General features: G+C 70.6%; 14 protein-coding genes, 1 tRNA gene and 1 pseudogene. 9 read left to right on the top strand and 7 right to left on the bottom strand.

Annotation, left to right across the window (positions count from 1 at the left end):
• Positions 1 to 28 precede the first annotated feature (28 nt).
• Positions 29 to 1,486 carry a 30S ribosomal protein S1 gene (gene rpsA / locus IEY55_RS22755; RefSeq protein WP_189060571.1) on the bottom strand — a complete coding sequence of 486 codons (1,458 nt, stop codon included), beginning with the start codon at positions 1,484 to 1,486 and terminating at the stop codon, positions 29 to 31.
• 308 nt (positions 1,487 to 1,794) lie between these two features.
• On the opposite strand from rpsA, the gene IEY55_RS22750 reads away from it, so the two are divergent.
• The 5 genes from IEY55_RS22750 to IEY55_RS22730 all read left to right on the top strand — a co-directional run bounded on the left by IEY55_RS22750 (position 1,795) and on the right by IEY55_RS22730 (position 7,511).
• A complete protein-coding gene (locus IEY55_RS22750; protein WP_189060628.1) occupies positions 1,795 to 2,670 on the top strand; it encodes a class I SAM-dependent methyltransferase in 876 nt (291 codons plus the stop codon).
• Between the two features lie 47 nt (positions 2,671 to 2,717).
• Positions 2,718 to 3,647, top strand: coding sequence for a GNAT family N-acetyltransferase (locus IEY55_RS22745; RefSeq protein ID WP_189060570.1), 930 nt, complete (start codon positions 2,718 to 2,720; stop codon positions 3,645 to 3,647).
• Positions 3,648 to 4,012: 365 nt separating this feature from the next.
• Positions 4,013 to 4,849, top strand: a complete 837-nt coding sequence (locus IEY55_RS22740) for an ATP-binding cassette domain-containing protein (protein ID WP_189060569.1) — start codon at positions 4,013 to 4,015, stop codon at positions 4,847 to 4,849.
• Positions 4,846 to 6,888: a YhgE/Pip domain-containing protein gene (locus tag IEY55_RS22735; RefSeq protein WP_189060568.1), complete on the top strand. Its 2,043-nt coding sequence runs from the start codon at positions 4,846 to 4,848 to the stop codon at positions 6,886 to 6,888. The genes IEY55_RS22740 and IEY55_RS22735 overlap by 4 nt, the downstream gene beginning before the upstream one ends.
• Positions 6,885 to 7,511, top strand: a complete 627-nt coding sequence (locus tag IEY55_RS22730) for a TetR/AcrR family transcriptional regulator (protein WP_229686648.1) — start codon at positions 6,885 to 6,887, stop codon at positions 7,509 to 7,511. Before IEY55_RS22735 ends, IEY55_RS22730 begins: the two co-directional genes overlap by 4 nt.
• A 44-nt stretch (positions 7,512 to 7,555) precedes the next feature.
• On the opposite strand, the gene IEY55_RS22725 is transcribed toward IEY55_RS22730, so the two are convergent.
• The 3 genes from IEY55_RS22725 to polA all read right to left on the bottom strand — a co-directional run bounded on the left by IEY55_RS22725 (position 7,556) and on the right by polA (position 11,428).
• Positions 7,556 to 8,164, bottom strand: coding sequence for a Rossmann-fold NAD(P)-binding domain-containing protein (locus IEY55_RS22725; RefSeq protein WP_189060566.1), 609 nt, complete (start codon positions 8,162 to 8,164; stop codon positions 7,556 to 7,558).
• Positions 8,164 to 8,541 carry a P-loop NTPase family protein gene (locus IEY55_RS22720; protein ID WP_189060565.1) on the bottom strand — a complete coding sequence of 126 codons (378 nt, stop codon included), beginning with the start codon at positions 8,539 to 8,541 and terminating at the stop codon, positions 8,164 to 8,166. The genes IEY55_RS22725 and IEY55_RS22720 overlap by 1 nt, the downstream gene beginning before the upstream one ends.
• A gap of 223 nt (positions 8,542 to 8,764) precedes the next feature.
• On the bottom strand, positions 8,765 to 11,428 hold the full coding sequence (polA, locus tag IEY55_RS22715) for a DNA polymerase I (protein ID WP_189060627.1): 2,664 nt from the start codon (positions 11,426 to 11,428) through the stop codon (positions 8,765 to 8,767).
• 181 nt (positions 11,429 to 11,609) lie between these two features.
• On the opposite strand from polA, the gene IEY55_RS22710 reads away from it, so the two are divergent.
• A complete protein-coding gene (locus tag IEY55_RS22710; RefSeq protein WP_189060626.1) occupies positions 11,610 to 11,966 on the top strand; it encodes a PaaI family thioesterase in 357 nt (118 codons plus the stop codon).
• Positions 11,967 to 11,988: 22 nt separating this feature from the next.
• Here the strand turns inward: IEY55_RS22710 and IEY55_RS22705 are convergent, their stop codons facing one another.
• From IEY55_RS22705 to IEY55_RS33075, 3 genes and pseudogenes are all read right to left on the bottom strand, one after another.
• The gene (locus IEY55_RS22705) at positions 11,989 to 12,588 is read right to left on the bottom strand and encodes an ANTAR domain-containing response regulator (RefSeq protein WP_189060564.1); all 600 of its coding nucleotides are present in this window, start codon (positions 12,586 to 12,588) and stop codon (positions 11,989 to 11,991) included.
• A gap of 389 nt (positions 12,589 to 12,977) precedes the next feature.
• On the bottom strand, positions 12,978 to 13,190 hold the full coding sequence (locus IEY55_RS22700; RefSeq protein ID WP_189060563.1) for a hypothetical protein: 213 nt from the start codon (positions 13,188 to 13,190) through the stop codon (positions 12,978 to 12,980).
• Positions 13,191 to 13,450: 260 nt separating this feature from the next.
• A pseudogene (locus IEY55_RS33075) lies at positions 13,451 to 13,570 on the bottom strand (alcohol dehydrogenase catalytic domain-containing protein); the annotation flags it as partial.
• A gap of 149 nt (positions 13,571 to 13,719) precedes the next feature.
• Here IEY55_RS33075 and IEY55_RS22695 point away from each other — a divergent pair.
• The 3 genes from IEY55_RS22695 (at position 13,720) to IEY55_RS22685 (ending at position 15,826) form a co-directional block, all read left to right on the top strand.
• Positions 13,720 to 13,796 (top strand) — tRNA-Leu (locus tag IEY55_RS22695).
• A 99-nt stretch (positions 13,797 to 13,895) separates the two neighbouring features.
• The gene (locus tag IEY55_RS22690; RefSeq protein WP_189060562.1) at positions 13,896 to 15,092 is read left to right on the top strand and encodes a site-specific integrase; all 1,197 of its coding nucleotides are present in this window, start codon (positions 13,896 to 13,898) and stop codon (positions 15,090 to 15,092) included.
• Between the two features lie 461 nt (positions 15,093 to 15,553).
• Positions 15,554 to 15,826 carry a hypothetical protein gene (locus tag IEY55_RS22685; RefSeq protein WP_189060561.1) on the top strand — a complete coding sequence of 91 codons (273 nt, stop codon included), beginning with the start codon at positions 15,554 to 15,556 and terminating at the stop codon, positions 15,824 to 15,826.
• The last annotated feature ends 17 nt before the right edge of the window (positions 15,827 to 15,843 follow it).

Raw genomic sequence — 15,843 nt, 5'->3', positions numbered from 1 at the left:
CGGCTGACGTGCGGTCCCTACCGGCGGATCAGGCGCCGCCGGACAGGCGCTCCCGCAGCGCGGCGAGCTGCTCGTCGCTGGCCAGCGAGCCACCGGACTCGGTGCCGGAGGAGTAGTTCTGGTCCCCGCCGGCGGCCTCGGCCGCAGACTCGGCGGCCTTGGAGACCTGCTTCATGTGCATCTCGTAGCGGGCGTGGGCCTCGGCGTACTGCCGCTCCCACTCCTCGCGCTGCTTCTCGTACCCGTCTTCCCACTCCTGGGTCTCCGGGTTGAAGCCCTCGGGGTAGATGTAGTTGCCCTCGTTGTCGTACTCGGCGGCCATGCCGTACTGGGTCGGGTCGAACTCCGAGTCCGGCGTGAAGCCTTCGTTGGCCTGCTTCAGCGACAGCGAGATGCGGCGCCGGTCCAGGTCGATGTCGATGACCTTGACCATGACCTCGTCGCCCACCTGGACGACCTGCTCCGGAATCTCCACGTGCCGCTCGGCCAGCTCGGAGATGTGCACCAGGCCCTCGATGCCCTCGTCGACGCGGACGAACGCACCGAAGGGCACCAGCTTGGTGACCTTGCCCGGCACGATCTGGCCGATGGCGTGGGTCCGGGCGAACTGCCGCCACGGGTCCTCCTGCGTCGCCTTCAGCGACAGCGAGACCCGCTCGCGCTCCATGTCGACGTCGAGGACCTCGACGGTGACCTCCTGGCCGACCTCGACGACCTCGCTGGGGTGGTCGATGTGCTTCCAGGACAGCTCGGAGACGTGCACCAGGCCGTCCACGCCGCCCAGGTCGACGAACGCGCCGAAGTTGACGATCGAGGAGACCACGCCCTTGCGGACCTGGCCCTTCTGCAGCTGGTTGAGGAACTCGCTGCGCACCTCGGACTGGGTCTGCTCCAGCCAGGCGCGGCGGGACAGCACCACGTTGTTGCGGTTCTTGTCCAGCTCGATGATCTTGGCCTCGAGCTCGCGGCCCACGTACGGCTGCAGGTCGCGCACCCGGCGCATCTCCACCAGCGACGCGGGCAGGAAGCCGCGCAGCCCGATGTCGAGGATGAGGCCACCCTTGACGACCTCGATGACGGTGCCCTTGACCGGCTCGTCCTTCTCCTTGAGCGCCTCGATCGTGCCCCAGGCGCGCTCGTACTGGGCGCGCTTCTTGGACAGGATCAGCCGGCCCTCCTTGTCCTCCTTCTGCAGGACGAGGGCCTCGACGTGGTCACCGACGCTGACCACCTCGGCCGGGTCGACGTCGTGCTTGATCGACAGCTCTCGCGAGGGGATGACGCCCTCGGTCTTGTAGCCGATGTCGAGCAGCACCTCGTCACGGTCGACCTTGACGATGGTGCCTTCGACAATGTCGCCGTCGTTGAAGTACTTGATGGTCTGGTCGACGGCGGCGAGGAAGTCCTCCTCCGTCCCGACGTCGTTGATGGCGACCTGCTGCTTGTCGGAGTTGGCAGCCGGGACGGTGGTGGTGTCGGTGGACATCAGGTGGGTTGCTCCGGTTACGGGTTAGTCGGGTCGTCGCGTGCTTCGGTCCGCGCGGCGGGTCCTGCTCGCCGGCGGAGGTCGAGGACGATGCCGTCAGCACAACGTCGACGAGCGCGACCTGATTCCCAGCCAACTCACCCTGCTCGGCGCCAGGCAGCGCAGACCCACTGCGCGCCGGGTATCGTACGCGGCTGCGCGATCGCGGGGCAAACCCGGCGCACGGAAGGAGCATCGTGGCCGGCCAGGCGCACCACATCAGCCACTCCTCGGTTCCACCGCGAACCACCCGCCAGAGTACGCAGGACCTGGGGTCCGGGGGTGGACAGCCGCACGGTTCCGCGCCCCGGGAAACGCCGCACCGGTACGCGGCGGCCGAGGCGGTACTGGGCACCGCGGGTGTGGCCAACCGCACGGCGGATGCGGCCGAGTCGCGCGCGGCCAGCCGGGCCTGGTGGGACGCGGACGCCGACGACTACCACGCCGAGCACGGCGACTTCCTGGGCACGGTCGACTTCGTGTGGTGCCCGGAGGGGCTGCGCGAGGCCGAGGCCGGGCTGCTCGGCCCGGTGGCCGGGGCCAGGGTGCTGGAGGTGGGTTGCGGCTCGGCGCCGTGCGCTCGCTGGCTGGCCACACAGGGGGCCGCCGTGGTGGCCCTCGACATCTCCGCCGGAATGCTCGGCCACGCCAGGGCCGCCGCCGCACAGAGCGGGGTTGAGGTTCCGTTGGTGCAGGCCAGCGCCGACCAGTTGCCGTTCGCCGCGGGCTCGTTCGACATCGCGTGCTCGGCCTTCGGGGCGATCCCGTTCGTGGCCGACTCCGGCGCGGTGATGCGCGAGGTCGCGCGGGCATTGCGCCCCGGCGGGCGCTGGGTGTTCGCGGTGACCCACCCGATGCGCTGGATCTTCCCCGACGACCCGGGACCGCGCGGGCTGACCGCGGTCAACTCCTATTTCGACCGCACCCCCTACGTGGAGGTCGACGACGCGGGCCGGGCGACCTATGTCGAGCACCACCGCACGCTGGGCGACTACGTCCGGCAGCTGCGCGCGGCCGGGTTCGTCCTGGACGACCTCGTCGAGCCGAAGTGGCCGGCCGGGCTGGACCGGGAGTGGGGGCAGTGGAGCCCGCTGCGGGGCCGGCTGTTCCCCGGCACGGTGATCTTCGCCTGCCACCGCCCGTGACGGTGCACCGCCATCGGGCGCACGATGTGCATGTGGAGGCGCCCGCCGTGAGCATCAGCCGGGACCTGCTGGCGGCCCAGTCCGAGCGGCTGGTCGGTCTCGACCCGCTGCTGCCCCGCGTCCACGCCCTGCCGCCGGGAGACGTGGTCACCGCCGGGCTGTCCGACGGCCGGCTGGTCGCGGGCGTGCTGCTGCGCTCGGAGAACGGGCCCGGCATGGTGCCGTCGCTGTGGTCGGCCCGGCAGGCCCACGAGATGTTCCCCCTGGTGGGCGACGCCGGTCCGGAGGGTGTGGACGCCCTGCTGCGGGTGTGGCGCCAGCGCCTGGAGCGGCTGGGACCGCCCAACCCGGACTCGTCCTGCGTGGTGACCTGGCCGAGCCGGGACGCGACGGTGACCCGCGTGCTGCTGGACCACGGGCTCGTTCCGCTGTCGGTGCTGGCGGTGCGCCTGGCGCCGCCACCGGCCGCCATGACGGTCCCGGACGGGTTGCTCATCCGCCGCGCGACCCCGGCCGACCTCGACGCCGTGCACGGGCTGGCCATGGCGGAGCTGCGGTATTCCGCATTGGTGGGCGGTGCGATGGTGCGGCCGGACGCGGGCTCGCTGAAGCGGGGGATGCTGCGGTCGCGGCTGCTGGCCGGCGACCCGGTGTGGCTGGCCGAGCGGGAGGGCGTCACGGTGGCGATGGCCGAGTGCGGGTGGAGCGACCCGGACCCGGACAGCTGGGCGGTACGCCTGCCGCCGGGCCGGTGGGCGTACGTCAACTGTGTCTCGGTGTTGCCCGGGGCGCGCGGCCGGGGCGTCGGGCGGCAGCTGATGGATGCGGTGCACACCCGGCTGGCCACGACGGGAGCGGCCGGCACGTACCTCTACTACAACCCGCCGAACCCACTGTCCTCGGTGTTCTGGCCCAGACAGGGCTATCGTCCACTGTGGACTGTGTGGGAGGTGCGGCCCGCCGACGCACTCCGCTGAGGTGCGGAGCGGAGACCACGAATCCTTGCGCCCCACAGCTCATCACACTGAGCCGCCCAATCCCGAGGCGCGCGTCACCCACTCCCCTTGGTAGGCGTTCGGGTTTTCTCCCACAGGCCGACAAAGCCACGATGGTGGCCGATCGCAACGGACAGCCCTCCGGCGGTACGGGACAGCTGGCCAACGGAACCCGCTCCGGTCACCCCTGCGCGACGGCCCCGCGGCTCGAGTCCTCTCTCCCCTGGGCGCAATTCGGCCCGCTGTGTGGTGGCCCACCCGGTCTTGAAGATCACACCCCGTCGGGTTGCTGCTGGGTCCCCTACGCGGCATTATTTGAACTGACTAGTCAGTTCAAAGGAGGCGGTGTGGAGATCCAGGCCCGGCGGGTGGGCGTCAACGGTGCGCAGGGCCCGTTGCTGCCCCCGACGTCGCTGGCGGCGCGGTCCGGGGCGGTGACGCTGGTCAGCGGGGAGCCCGGCCAGGGACACACGGCCCTGGCACTGGCCGTGGCCGGCCGGATGCGCCCCAGCTCGGGCACGGTGCTGCTGGACGGGGCCCAGGCCCCCGAGCGGCTCCGGCGCCGGGTCGCGGTCGTCGACGCGCCCGGGGTCTCAGCCCCGGAGGACGCCCTGGACCTGGCTTTCGTCGTGCGTGAGGAGATGGGCCTCGGCGGCCATCGCGCCTCCCGGCGCCGGGTCGCCACCTGGCTGGCCGAGCGCGACGCCGGTGAGTACGCGCACCGCCGGTTCGACAGCGTCCCGCCCGAGCTGCGGCTGCGGCTGCTGGTCGAGCTGGCCGCCATCCGCCGGGGCGTCCGGGGCCTGGTCCTGGACTGCCCCGACCGGCACGGCTGTGACCCCGAACTGTGGTGGTCGCTCGCCCGTGCCCAGGCCGAGCAGGGCATGGCCGTGGTCGTGCTGTGCGCGCCGCCCACGGCGGCCCTGCTGGACGTGCCCGCGGCCCGGCTCGGCGAGCACGACCAGCCCCCGCCCGTGGTTGTCCAGGAGCCGGAGCCGGCGGAGGTGGGGGACGGCCCGGAGCCGTCGGACCCGTCCGCGGACGAGCGGGAGCCGGACGCATCCGAGGCTCCGCCGGCCAGTACGCGGGATGGTTCCACCACTCCCCCGGCACCGGACACCGACGACGCCCCCTCGCCCGCTCCGTCCGTCACCGACACCAAGCCCTTGGAGAGGAAACAGTGACCTCGTTCCGCCTCGCCGCCGCCGAGCTGCGTCGGATCACCACCGGGCGGCTGCCCAAGCTGGCGGTACTGGCACTGGTGCTGGTGCCGCTGATGTACGGCTCGCTGTACCTGTACGCGAACTGGGATCCCTACAAGAAGCTCGACGAGGTGCCCGCCGCGCTCGTCGTCGAGGACCAGGGGGTCGCCAAGGACGGCAAGGAGATGCACGCCGGCGAGGACGTGGCCAACGAGCTACTCGACGCCAAGAAGTTCGACTGGCACCGCACCGACCGCACCGACGCCGAGGACGGGGTGCGCCACGGCCGCTACACGTTCTCGCTCACGTTCCCCGCGGACTTCTCCGACGCACTGATGTCCTCGAGCGACTTCAAGCCGCGGCAGGGCACGATCATCCTCACCACCAACGACTCGAACAACTACCTGGCGGGCACGATCGCGAACAAGGTCGTCGACGAGATCCACCGCGCGGTGTCCAGCAAGGTCGGGCGGCAGGCGGCCGACCGGTTCCTCCTCGGCTTCGCGACGATCGCGGAGAAGATGCGGCAGGCCACCGACGGCGCGACCAAGTTGGCGAACGGCAGCGCGACTCTGGACAGCAACGCACGCGAACTGCTCAACGGCCAGCGCAAGCTGCTCGACGGCACGACCAAGCTCACCAACGACGTTCCCAAGCTTGCTGACGGGGCCAAGAAGGTGTCGAACGGGCTTGGTGAACTAGGCAACCAGACCAAGGACATGCCTGGCCAGACGAGGCAGCTCGCGGATGGCGCCGACCGGCTGACGGAGAAGTCCCAGGAACTCAGCAAGGGCGCGCAACGTGTCGCCGAAGGCAATGCGCAGTTTGCGGACAAGGTCAACGACGCCAACGCGAAACTGCGGAAGTACCACGACCTGATCACCAACAACGAGCTCAACCAGCTCCTGCACAGGACGTGCCGGGAGAACCCGGGTGCACCGGGCTGTGACCTGCTGGACCGTATCGACACGAAATACCAGGAAGCCCAGGTGGCGGTCGGCAAGGTCAACGAACTGGCCGACGGAGCCAAGAAGGTGGCCGACGGCACCGCACAGCTGTCCGGCGGTGCGGGACAGCTGGCAGACGGAACCAAGAAGCTCGCCACTAAGGCACCCGAACTCGTCAATGGCATCGAGCAGCTGCAGGGCGGTGCCCAGCAGGTCGCCGACGGCAGCGGCCGACTGGCCGCGAAGGCTCCCGAGCTGCGCGACGGCGTACAGCGGGCGGTCGACGGTACCCAGCGGATGGTGAACGAGGGCACCGGCAAGCTCAAGGACGGCAGCCGGGAGCTGGCCGACCAGCTCGGCGCAGGCAGGGACCAGGTGCCCAACCCCGACGACCCGACCCGGAAGGCGACCGCCGAGACGATCGGCGACCCGGTGGCGATCAACAAGCTGAGCCAGGCCGGGGCCGGCACCTACGGCGCCGGGTTGGCCCCGTTCTTCCTCGGGCTGTCGCTGTGGATCGGCGGGTTCGTGTTGTTCCTGCTGCTCAAGCCGCTCTCGGCGCGCGCGTTGGCGGCCGGGCAGCCGGCGCTGCGGGTCGCCCTCGGCGGGTGGCTGCCGGCCGCCCTGCTCGGCGCCGTCCAGGTCGCCGTGCTCTACCTGGTGGTGACCACAACGCTCGACCTGGACCCGGCGCATCCACTGGCCACCTTCGGGTTCCTGGTGCTGGCCTCGTTGGCCTTCACGGCCGTGCTGCACGGCCTGAACGCCTACCTCGGTTCGGTCGGCAAGTTCGCGGCACTGGTGCTGCTGGTCCTCCAGCTGACCTCGGCCGGGGGCACGTTCCCGTGGCAGACCACCCCGGCCCCCTTGCACCCGATCCACTGGGCGTTGCCGCTGTCGTACGTCGTCGACGGGTTGCGCCACCTGATCTATGGCGGTTCCCTGACCGACATGGGTAAGGATGTGGCGGTGATCGGCGCATACCTGGTGGCGGGGCTGGCATTGTCCACCTTCGCGGCGCGGCGGCAGAAGGTGTGGACACCGAAGCAGCTCAAGCCGGAGCTGGTGCTGTGAGCGCGCCTCGCGGTGGTCGGACCGGGCCGGCGCGGCCCGGTCGCACCGAGGTCACCAAGCAGAAGCTGTTCGACGCGGCGTTGCGCCTGGTCGGCGAGCGCGGTGCGGCCAGCGTGACGGTGGACGAGATCGCGGCCGAGGCCGGGGTGGCCAAGGGCACCGTCTACTACAACTTCGGCAGCAAGGACGCGCTGGTGGACGCCCTGCTCCGGCACGGCGTCGAGCTGTTGGCCAGCCGGCTGCGGCGGGCCGCCGGGCTCCGGGACCCGTCACGGGCGTTGGAGGCCACCGTCGACGAGGCGTTGGGCTTCTTCGGTGAGTACCCGTCGTTCGCCCAGCTCCTGGTGAGCGAGATGTGGCACACGCCGGGCGCGTGGCGGGAGACCCTGGAGCTGCTGCGGGACGACCTCGCGCTGATCATCCGGGGGGTGCTGGACCGGTTGCAGGAGGCCGGCCGGCTCCCCGAGGGGGTGCAGCCGGCCACCGCGGCCGCGGCGTTGTTCGGCACGTTGCTCGTGGTGTCGTTGGACTGGCACGTCTTCCATCCCGAGCGCAGCCGGGAGGACGTCCGGGAGTCCGTTCTCGTGCTCATCCGCGGGCTCGCCGGGCGTACCGACAGTTGACTGCCCGCCCTGGCACCCGTGCGCCCTGTTCCGGGGCCCGGGTGTCAGGGCTGGGGCCGCCCTATTTCGTGCACGCGCGGTGGCTCACCACCGAGGGCCCGGCGGATCACGGCCAGTACACCGGCCGAGATCTCCTGGTGAGTGGGCACGCGGTTCGATCCAGTGTGGACGAACCCGAGGACCACGCGGTGTGTGGGGTGGTCGGTGAGGGCCGGATCGGGCAGGCCCGTGGCGGGAGTCGCAGCGAAACTGCTGTACACCTCAACCACCGGCGTCGCCGCGTCGAGCAACGGGGCCACGGCGCGCAAGACAGCCGTGCGGTACGGCTCATGCACCCAGGCGACCAGCAGGTGCGCGGGGCCGTCGAGCGCATCTGCGACCGCGGAGGCGAACAGGTCCGGTTCCGTCCAGTCGGCCCGCACCCACCGGGAGGTCCGACGGGACGACTCGCGCGTCGGCCAATGACCGGGCGGTGGCAGGGCGGAACGGGCGGCGGCGCCGGGGCGGCTGGGTTCCGGCTGTTCGCTGGCTGGAGTGATCTCGACGCGGTGCCGGGAGGAAATGATGACGTCCCAACCCTCGGCCAGTAGTTCCGCCACGCACCTGGACAACATCCGGGTACCGCCGACCACCACCGCTCGTCGCGCGTTCATCACGTCTCAGCCCGCTCCGCGACCGTTCGCAACGTGCTCTCCAGCCAGCGGTCCACCTGATGATGTCCCCACAGCCGGACGATGGTGAGGCGTGCACCGTCCGGGCCCGAGAGCACCTTCCGCATCCGCTGGGCGGTCTGGGGAAGCGTTCGCCAAATCCAGCGGAAGACGTGGTTGAACTCCCGCACATAATCCACAAAGGACAGTCGAGGTGTCCAGTTCGGACCGTGGCGCAGGGCATCCAGCTCCACGGCGGGCAGGCCCAGCCGGTCAGCGACCGCCCGAACCATGGTCGTCTTCCCGACTCTGCTGGAGCCGGCCACGAGCACCCGGAGGGGCCGGGACGGAAGCGGGTCGTGGAGACCGAGTAACGGCACCCCGCGAGGCTAGCCCGCGGCGTTGCATTGCTCGGTTCCGGGCTTCGCTGCGCACCTTGTCGCCCCGCCGCGATGCTCGCTGCGCCCGTCACCGAGCAGTGTTGGACGGCTCGCCTCCGGGCTTCGCTGCGCACCTTGTCGCCCCGCCGCGATGCTCGCTGCGCCCGTCACCGAGCAATGGGCACCGGACACCCCTTATTGCCTCATTGCTGGTGCGCGTTCGCTAGTGTGCGGCGTCGTCCCAGGAGCGGCCGAAGCCGACCGACACCTCCAGCGGCACCGACAGCTCGTAGGCGCCGCCCATCTGGGCGCGGACCAGCTTCTCGACCTCCTCGCGCTCGCCGTCGGCCACCTCGAGCACGAGCTCGTCATGCACCTGCAGCAGCATCCGGGAACGCAGGCCGGACTCGGCCAGCGCGCGGTGCACCCCGAGCATGGCCACCTTGATGATGTCCGCGGCGCTGCCCTGGATCGGGGCGTTGAGGGCCATCCGCTCGGCCATCTCCCGCCGCTGCCGGTTGTCGCTGGTCAGGTCCGGCAGGTACCGGCGCCGACCGAGGATCGTCTCGGTGTAGCCCTCCCGGCGCGCCCGGTCGACCACGGCCTGCAGGTAGTCGCGCACCCCGCCGAAGCGGGCGAAGTACTCGTCCATCAGCTCGCGTGCTTCCTCGGTGGAGATGCGCAGCTGCTGGGAGAGGCCGAAGGCGGACAGGCCGTAGGCCAAGCCGTAGTTCATCGCCTTAACCTTGGCGCGCTGGGCGGGGCTGACCTCGTCCGGGCCCACCGAGAACACCCGGGCGGCGGTGGCGGCGTGGAAGTCCGCGCCCGACTGGAACGCCTCGATCAGCGCCGCGTCCTCGGACAGGTGCGCCATGATCCGCATCTCGATCTGGCTGTAGTCCGCGGTCATCAGCTCGGCGTAGCCGGGACCGACCACGAACGCCTCCCGGATCCGCCGGCCTTCGTCGGTACGGATCGGGATGTTCTGCAGGTTCGGGTCGGTGGAGGACAACCGTCCGGTCGCCGCGATCGTCTGGTTGAAGGTGGTGTGGATGCGGCCGTCGTCGGCTACCGACTTCAGTAGACCGTCCACAGTGGTCTTCAGCTTGCTGGCGTCGCGGTGTGCCAGCAGGTGCGCCAGGAACGGATGGCTGGTCTGGATGAAGAGGTTCTGCAGCGCCTCGGCGTCCGTGGTGTAGCCGGTCTTGATGCGCTTGGTCTTGGGCATGCCCAGCTCGTCGAACAACACCACCTGCAGCTGCTTGGGCGAGCCGAGGTTGATCTCCTTGCCGATCACGGCGTAGGCGTCCTGGGCGGCCTGCTTCACCTTGGCCGCGAAGTGCGCCTCGAGGCCCGCTAGGTGCTCGGAGTCCACCGCGATGCCGGCGGCCTCCAACTCGGCGAGCACCGCCAGCAACGGCAGCTCCAGCTCGGCCAGCAGCCCCTTGCCGCCGATCCGGCCCAGCTCGGCGTCGAGCGCGTCGGCGAGGTCGGCGACGGCGCGGGCACGCAGGATCTCGCCGTGCGCGGCCTGCTCGTCATCGGCCTCGGCCAGCAGGGAGAGCTGCCCGTCGTCGGGCTCGGTCTCGGCCCGCAGCTCCCGCTGCAGGTAGCGCACGACCAGGTCATCGAGCCTGAACGAGCGTTGGCCGGGGCGGACCAGGTAGGCGGCGAGCATGGTGTCGGTGGTGAGCCCAGCCAGCTGCCAGCCACGACAGCGCAACGCGTGCAGCGGGCCCTTGACGTCGTGCGCGGCCTTGGGCAGGGCCGGGTCAGCCAGCCACGTGGCCAGTGCCTGGTCGTCCTCCGGTGTCAGCGTGACGGCGTCGACGTAGCCGCCCTCGCCGTCGGCCGCGGCCAGCGCGAGGCCGGTCAGGTCGCCGCTGCCGCGCGCCCACTCGCCACGGCAGGACAGCCCCGTGCGGCCGCCGTCGGAGGCGTGGGAGGACAGCCAGTCGGCCAGCGCACCCGGGGCGATCGGGCCGCCACGTACCTCGAAGCCATCCTCGGCCTCGGGCTCGGCGCTGGACAGCGTGGCGAACAGCCGGTCCCGCAGGACCCGGAACTCCAGATCGTCGAACAACCGGTGCACGGCGTCGCGGTCCCAGGGGCGCAACGCCAGCTCCTCCGGCTCGACCCCCAACGGCACATCGCGCACCAGCTCGGTGAGCTGCCGGTTGAGCAGCACCGAGGACAGCGCGGCGCGCAGTGCATCCCCGGTCTTGCCGCGCACCTCGTCGACCCGGTCGACCAGGGCGTCCAGCGAGCCGAACTCGCGCACCCACTTGGCCGCGGTCTTCTCCCCCACGCCCGGGATGCCGGGCAGGTTGTCCGACGGGTCACCCCGCAGGGCGGCGAAGTCCGGGTACTGCTGCGGGGTGAGCTGGTACTTCTCCTGCACCGCGGCCGGGGTGAACCGGTTGAGGTCGGAGACGCCCTTGCGCGGGTAGAGGACGGTGACGTTGTCGGTGACCAACTGCAGGGTGTCGCGGTCGCCGGTGCAGATGAGCACGGCGAAGCCCTGCGCCTCGGCCTTGGTGGCCAGGGTGGCGATCAGGTCGTCCGCCTCGTAGCCCTCCCGTTCCAGGGCGGGGATCCCCAGGGCGCGCAGCACGTCCTGGATCAGGCTGACCTGGCCGCGGAAGTCGTCCGGGGTGGTGGCGCGATTGGCCTTGTACTCGGCGTAGGCCTCGGTGCGGAACGTCGTGCGGGAGACGTCGAAGGCCACCGCCAGGTGCGTGGGCTGCTCGTCGCGCAGCAGGTTGATCAGCATCGAGGTGAAGCCGTAGACCGCGTTCGTGGTCTGGCCGGTACTGGTGCGGAAGTTCTCCGCCGGCAGGGCGTAGAAGGCGCGGTAGGCCAGCGAGTGCCCGTCCAGCAACAACAACCGCCGCCCCCCGCCGGCGGGCGCGGTGGTGCTGGCTGCGGGTCGGGCGGAGGTGCGACGGGCCTCGGTGCTGCTCACGTCGCGAGTCTAGGGTGAACCTCCGACACCACCGTTCGTGTGACCTCCCGGAGGGCCCGTGCTCGAGAACGCCCAGTTCCCCGACGAACAGCTGTACGACCGGATGGGGATCCAGGTCACGTCATGGGACCCGGACCGGGTGGTTGGCACCATGCCGGTGAAGGGCAACCGGCAGCCTTACGGCCTGCTCCACGGGGGCGCGAACGCGGTGCTCGCCGAGACGCTGGGTTCCATCGCGGCCGGGCTGCACGCCATGCCGGAGCGGGTCGCCGTGGGACTGGAGCTGTCCTGCACGCACCACCGGGCGGCGCGGGACGGCGTGGTGACCGGGGTGTGCGTGCCGCTGCACCGCGGGCGCAGCACAGCCACCTACGAGATCGTCGTCACCGACGAGAACGGCAACCGCACCTGCACCGCTCGTCTCACCTGTCTCCTGCGGGAGCGGCCGCCGGGCGGGTGAGACCGGCCTGGCCCGCACGACCTCAGTTGAGGTTCTCCAGGACCGCCTGCGCGACCGCGCGCATCGTGGTGCGCCGGTCCATCGCGGTGCGCTGGATCCAACGGAAGGCCTCCGGCTCGGTCAGGCCCTGCTTGCTCATCAACAGTCCCTTGGCGCGCTCCACGACCTTGCGGGTTTCCAGCCGCTCGGTGAGGCCGGCAACCTCGCCCTCCAGCGCCTGCAGCTCGGCGAACCGGGAGACGGCCAGCTCGATCGCGGGGACCAAATCGCGCTTGGCGAACGGCTTGACCAGGTAGGCCATGGCACCGGCGTCCCGGGCGCGCTCGACCAGGTCCCGCTGGCTGAAGGCGGTCAGGATGACCACCGGGGCGACGCGCTGGCCGGCGATCTGCGAGGCCGCCTCGATGCCGTCCATCTTGGGCATCTTGACGTCCAGGATTACGAGGTCGGGGCGCAGCTCGGTGGCCAGCCGGACGGCCTCCTCACCGTCACCGGCCTCGCCGGCCACCTCGTACCCCTCCTCGCGCAGCATCTCCACGAGGTCGAGGCGAATGAGGGCCTCGTCCTCGGCGACGAGCACGCGGCGGGGCCGGGTCCGGGCCTCGGCAGCCGACTGGGTCACCGGGGTCCTCCTGCGGGTCCTGTGGGCAACGGCTTGGCGCTGGTCAACGCCGGAAACCGCAGCCTACCGGGCGTGGGGGCGAGCAGGGGCGCCCCCGGCCCGTGATCGATGCGACACTATGGAACGAGCACGATCCGGCCGTGGACCGCCGCAGGATTCGAGCAGTTCGTGGGCCCGGGCCGCCTCGCCGGCGGAAGGACGTGGGCGATCTTCATCTCTGGTCTCCCTCGGGCCAGACGCGTGGTGAGTTCCCGGCACCGCCCATGCCTGCTCCTCTTGGGTGGCGTGAGACAGCGAGAAGCCCAGGAGGGCGGCCTCGCGGAGGTGGAGTTCGAAGGCGGGGACCTGGTCCTCGGCCTGCCGGGCGGTCACCACGACGCGACCCCGCTTCACCAGCGCCCACAGCGCGTCGGCGAGCGCGCGTCGGCGAGCGGGATGCTGCCGGTACAGTCCCAGCGGATATCGACTTTGGACGCCTCGGGCGGCTCGGTCCGGGTGTCGATCGCCCGGACCGCACCCCACCGGTGAAGCATCTGCAGGCTGTCGTCCTCACGGGCCGTGGCGAGGACGTGCGCGCCGCGCTCGGCTGCGAGCTGGACCACAGCCAACCCACCGCGCCGGTGGCGCCGTGCACGAACACTCGATCTCCGGCGCGGAGTTCCGCCCGTTTCAGGGCCGATTCAAGCGGCGCAGTGCGGTCGTTGTGCCGTGCAGGGTTGCCACGGCTCGGCCCGGCTCGATGCCCTCTGGTAGGCGGTGCCCTCTGGTCGCGTCCGCGACCACCAGCTCGGCCGCGGCGCCCTGGTGGCCGTCGTAGCTGGGTGGGCCCGCTCGCCGGGCGCCAGGCCGCCCTGCCCTGCTCCACGATGGCCACGAGGTCCCGTCCGATCACGAACGGCATGGGCAGCGGGGTCCGGTACGCGCCGGACCGAATGAACGTGTCGACCCAGTTGACCGCCACGGCTTTTGTGCGGACGAGCACCCATCCTTGTTCCGGCTGCGGATCCGGCAGTCGCCGTAGCGGGTCACCGACGGTGGGCCCAGCTCCTCGACGTAGGTGGCTCGCATGGCAAGATCACACCACCCGCTGCGGTACCCTTCCACCTGATCGCGTAAGGTGTAACGCGGCCCGCCCCCGTAGCCCAATCGGCAGAGGCAGCGGACTCAAAATCCGTCCAGTGTGCGTTCGAGTCGCACCGGGGGCACCAGTTTGCGCAGGTCCAGGGCTTGGACAGTCCACGTTGGACCCTCGTACCATGATCGAACCCACCGGAAACCCACCGGAAACGGAAGGTGGAGGGGTCGGCATGGGACGCCCACCGCTCGAGATCGGCACCTGGGGTGCGGTCCACACCCGCCGCGTGACTTCGGAAGGGGTCACACCCGAGAAGTGGAGCGCCTCCACCCGCTTCCGAGATGCCGATGGCGCGACCCGTAAGGTCGAACGCTGGGGTGCCACCGAGAACAAGGCCAAGGCCAGGCTCAACAAGGCGCTCAAGGAACGAGCCGGCATCACGGGAGAGGTACTCACCCCCGCCTCCCGCTTCTGCCAGGCCGCCAACCTTTGGCTCACCGACCTCGACGTCGCCGGCACCACCCGCGACCGCTACCGCAGCCGACTGAACAACCACGTGCTCCCCGCCCTCGGCCAACTCCTGCTCAGGGAGTGCACGGTCGGCCGACTCGAGCACTACTTCCAGCAGCTCAAGGACGCTGGGGTGGCACCCAACACCCGACGCGGCATCCGCACCGTCATCTCCGAGGTCCTCCAGCTCGCGGTCCGCCACGACGTCCTCGAACACAACCCCGTGCGGAGCATGAAGCGCATCCGGGGCAAGGCACGACGCCCCGCCCACGCCATGGAGAACCACGAACTCGTCGACTTCCTCCAGAAAGTCGACGACGACAGGCTGGCGCGCCGCGCCGACCTGCCCGACCTGATCCGCTTCCTCTTCGGCACCGGCGTGCGCTACGGCGAGGCCCTGGCCGTCCGCTGGCGAGAGGTCAACCTCACCGACGAACCCATCACGATTGAGGGCCTCAAGATCCCACCACGCCATGTCCTGGTCAGCGGCAACATCGTCTACGTCGAGGGTGTCGGCCTGGTCCGTCACGAGGGCAAGACCTTCGCCGCGCTCCGCGTCATTCCCCTGCCGGACTACCTGTGGACAGTGCTGCTGGTGCGCAGGCCGATCAACCCGGACCCGTACGAGCCGATTTTCCCGTCCGCCATGTTGGGCTGGCGGCACCCCTGCAACGTGCAGCGCTCGGTGCGGCGGCTACGGGCACGGATCGGCTATCCCCACTTCACCACCCATGTGGGTCGCAAGACCGTGGCGACCGCACTCGACGACGAGGGCCAGACCGCACGGAAGATTGCGGACCTGCTCGGGCACGCGAACCCGTCCATGACACAGGACGTCTACATGGGACGCGGACGGGCCAATCCGGCCGCAGCCAAGGTGCTCGACGCACTCGTCCGCCCTAAAGGCGCGGCCGCTTGACCACGCGGGGTCGCGCCGCCCGTGTTGGTTCTCGAACCGCGCGAGCGGGGCGGCCTTAGTCAGCGCCATGGACAGAGGCTGGGACGCCGACCCCCTGACCGTAGACGCATTCCCCCAGCGCTGGTTTGCGCTGGACGCAACTCGTTCCGCGCTCGCCGGACACTGCCCCAAGGTTGGGCCCACGTAGGGACTTACCCGCAGCGATACACAGTCGGGCTGATCGTAGGCAGCGAAACCCCACGTGCCGTTCACCGCACCACGGTGCCGATCACCGCGCATCTCTCCATAACGCGAGTCGAATCCGTGTTCGATCACGAGGAGCAGCGGGCACGGCTCCCCCAGCCGCGGGGGAGCCGCCCTCCGCTCACCTTCGCGCCTCACGGCGTTGGTCAGCTTCCCGGCATCGCCGACACCGTGGGCGCGGAGGAGGTTTGCGTCCCTCGTTGTTGAACGGAGCACGGATGACGGTAGATCCCCCGGGGCCGCCGGTGGGCCGGCAGGACGGGTGCAGCGGCGAATGCACGTGCATGCGCGCCGAGCAGTCCGGCAGGGACGCCGAACGGTGGAAACCGACGGGCGGGCTGATCAGTTTGGCCGAACATGTCTTGCGTTGCTGGGCCACGTGGCTCAGGTTCTGTGTGGTCGTGCTGCTGGTGTTGGCCGCGGTCGTGTTGACGCTGTATCTGGTGCCGTTGGAGGTCAGCGTCGGGCCGATCCAACTGCGCCGCCCCTGACCCATCCCAGTGGTGGG

Source organism: Longimycelium tulufanense (assembly GCF_014645795.1).
GTDB lineage: Bacteria > Actinomycetota > Actinomycetes > Mycobacteriales > Pseudonocardiaceae > Longimycelium > Longimycelium tulufanense.
Note: the sequence above shows the minus strand (reverse complement) of the source record. Positions and strands in the feature narration are given on the sequence as shown.

Bases quoted from the DNA above. Each gene is read 5' to 3' on its own strand.
- IEY55_RS22710 (WP_189060626.1), top strand. From the start codon at position 11,610: ATGGGGATCCAGGTCACGTCATGGGACCCGGACCGGGTGGTTGGCACC.
- rpsA (WP_189060571.1), bottom strand. From the start codon at position 1,486: ATGTCCACCGACACCACCACCGTCCCGGCTGCCAACTCCGACAAGCAG.
- IEY55_RS22690 (WP_189060562.1), top strand. From the start codon at position 13,896: ATGGGACGCCCACCGCTCGAGATCGGCACCTGGGGTGCGGTCCACACC.
- IEY55_RS22685 (WP_189060561.1), top strand. From the start codon at position 15,554: ATGACGGTAGATCCCCCGGGGCCGCCGGTGGGCCGGCAGGACGGGTGC.
- IEY55_RS22725 (WP_189060566.1), bottom strand. From the start codon at position 8,164: ATGAACGCGCGACGAGCGGTGGTGGTCGGCGGTACCCGGATGTTGTCC.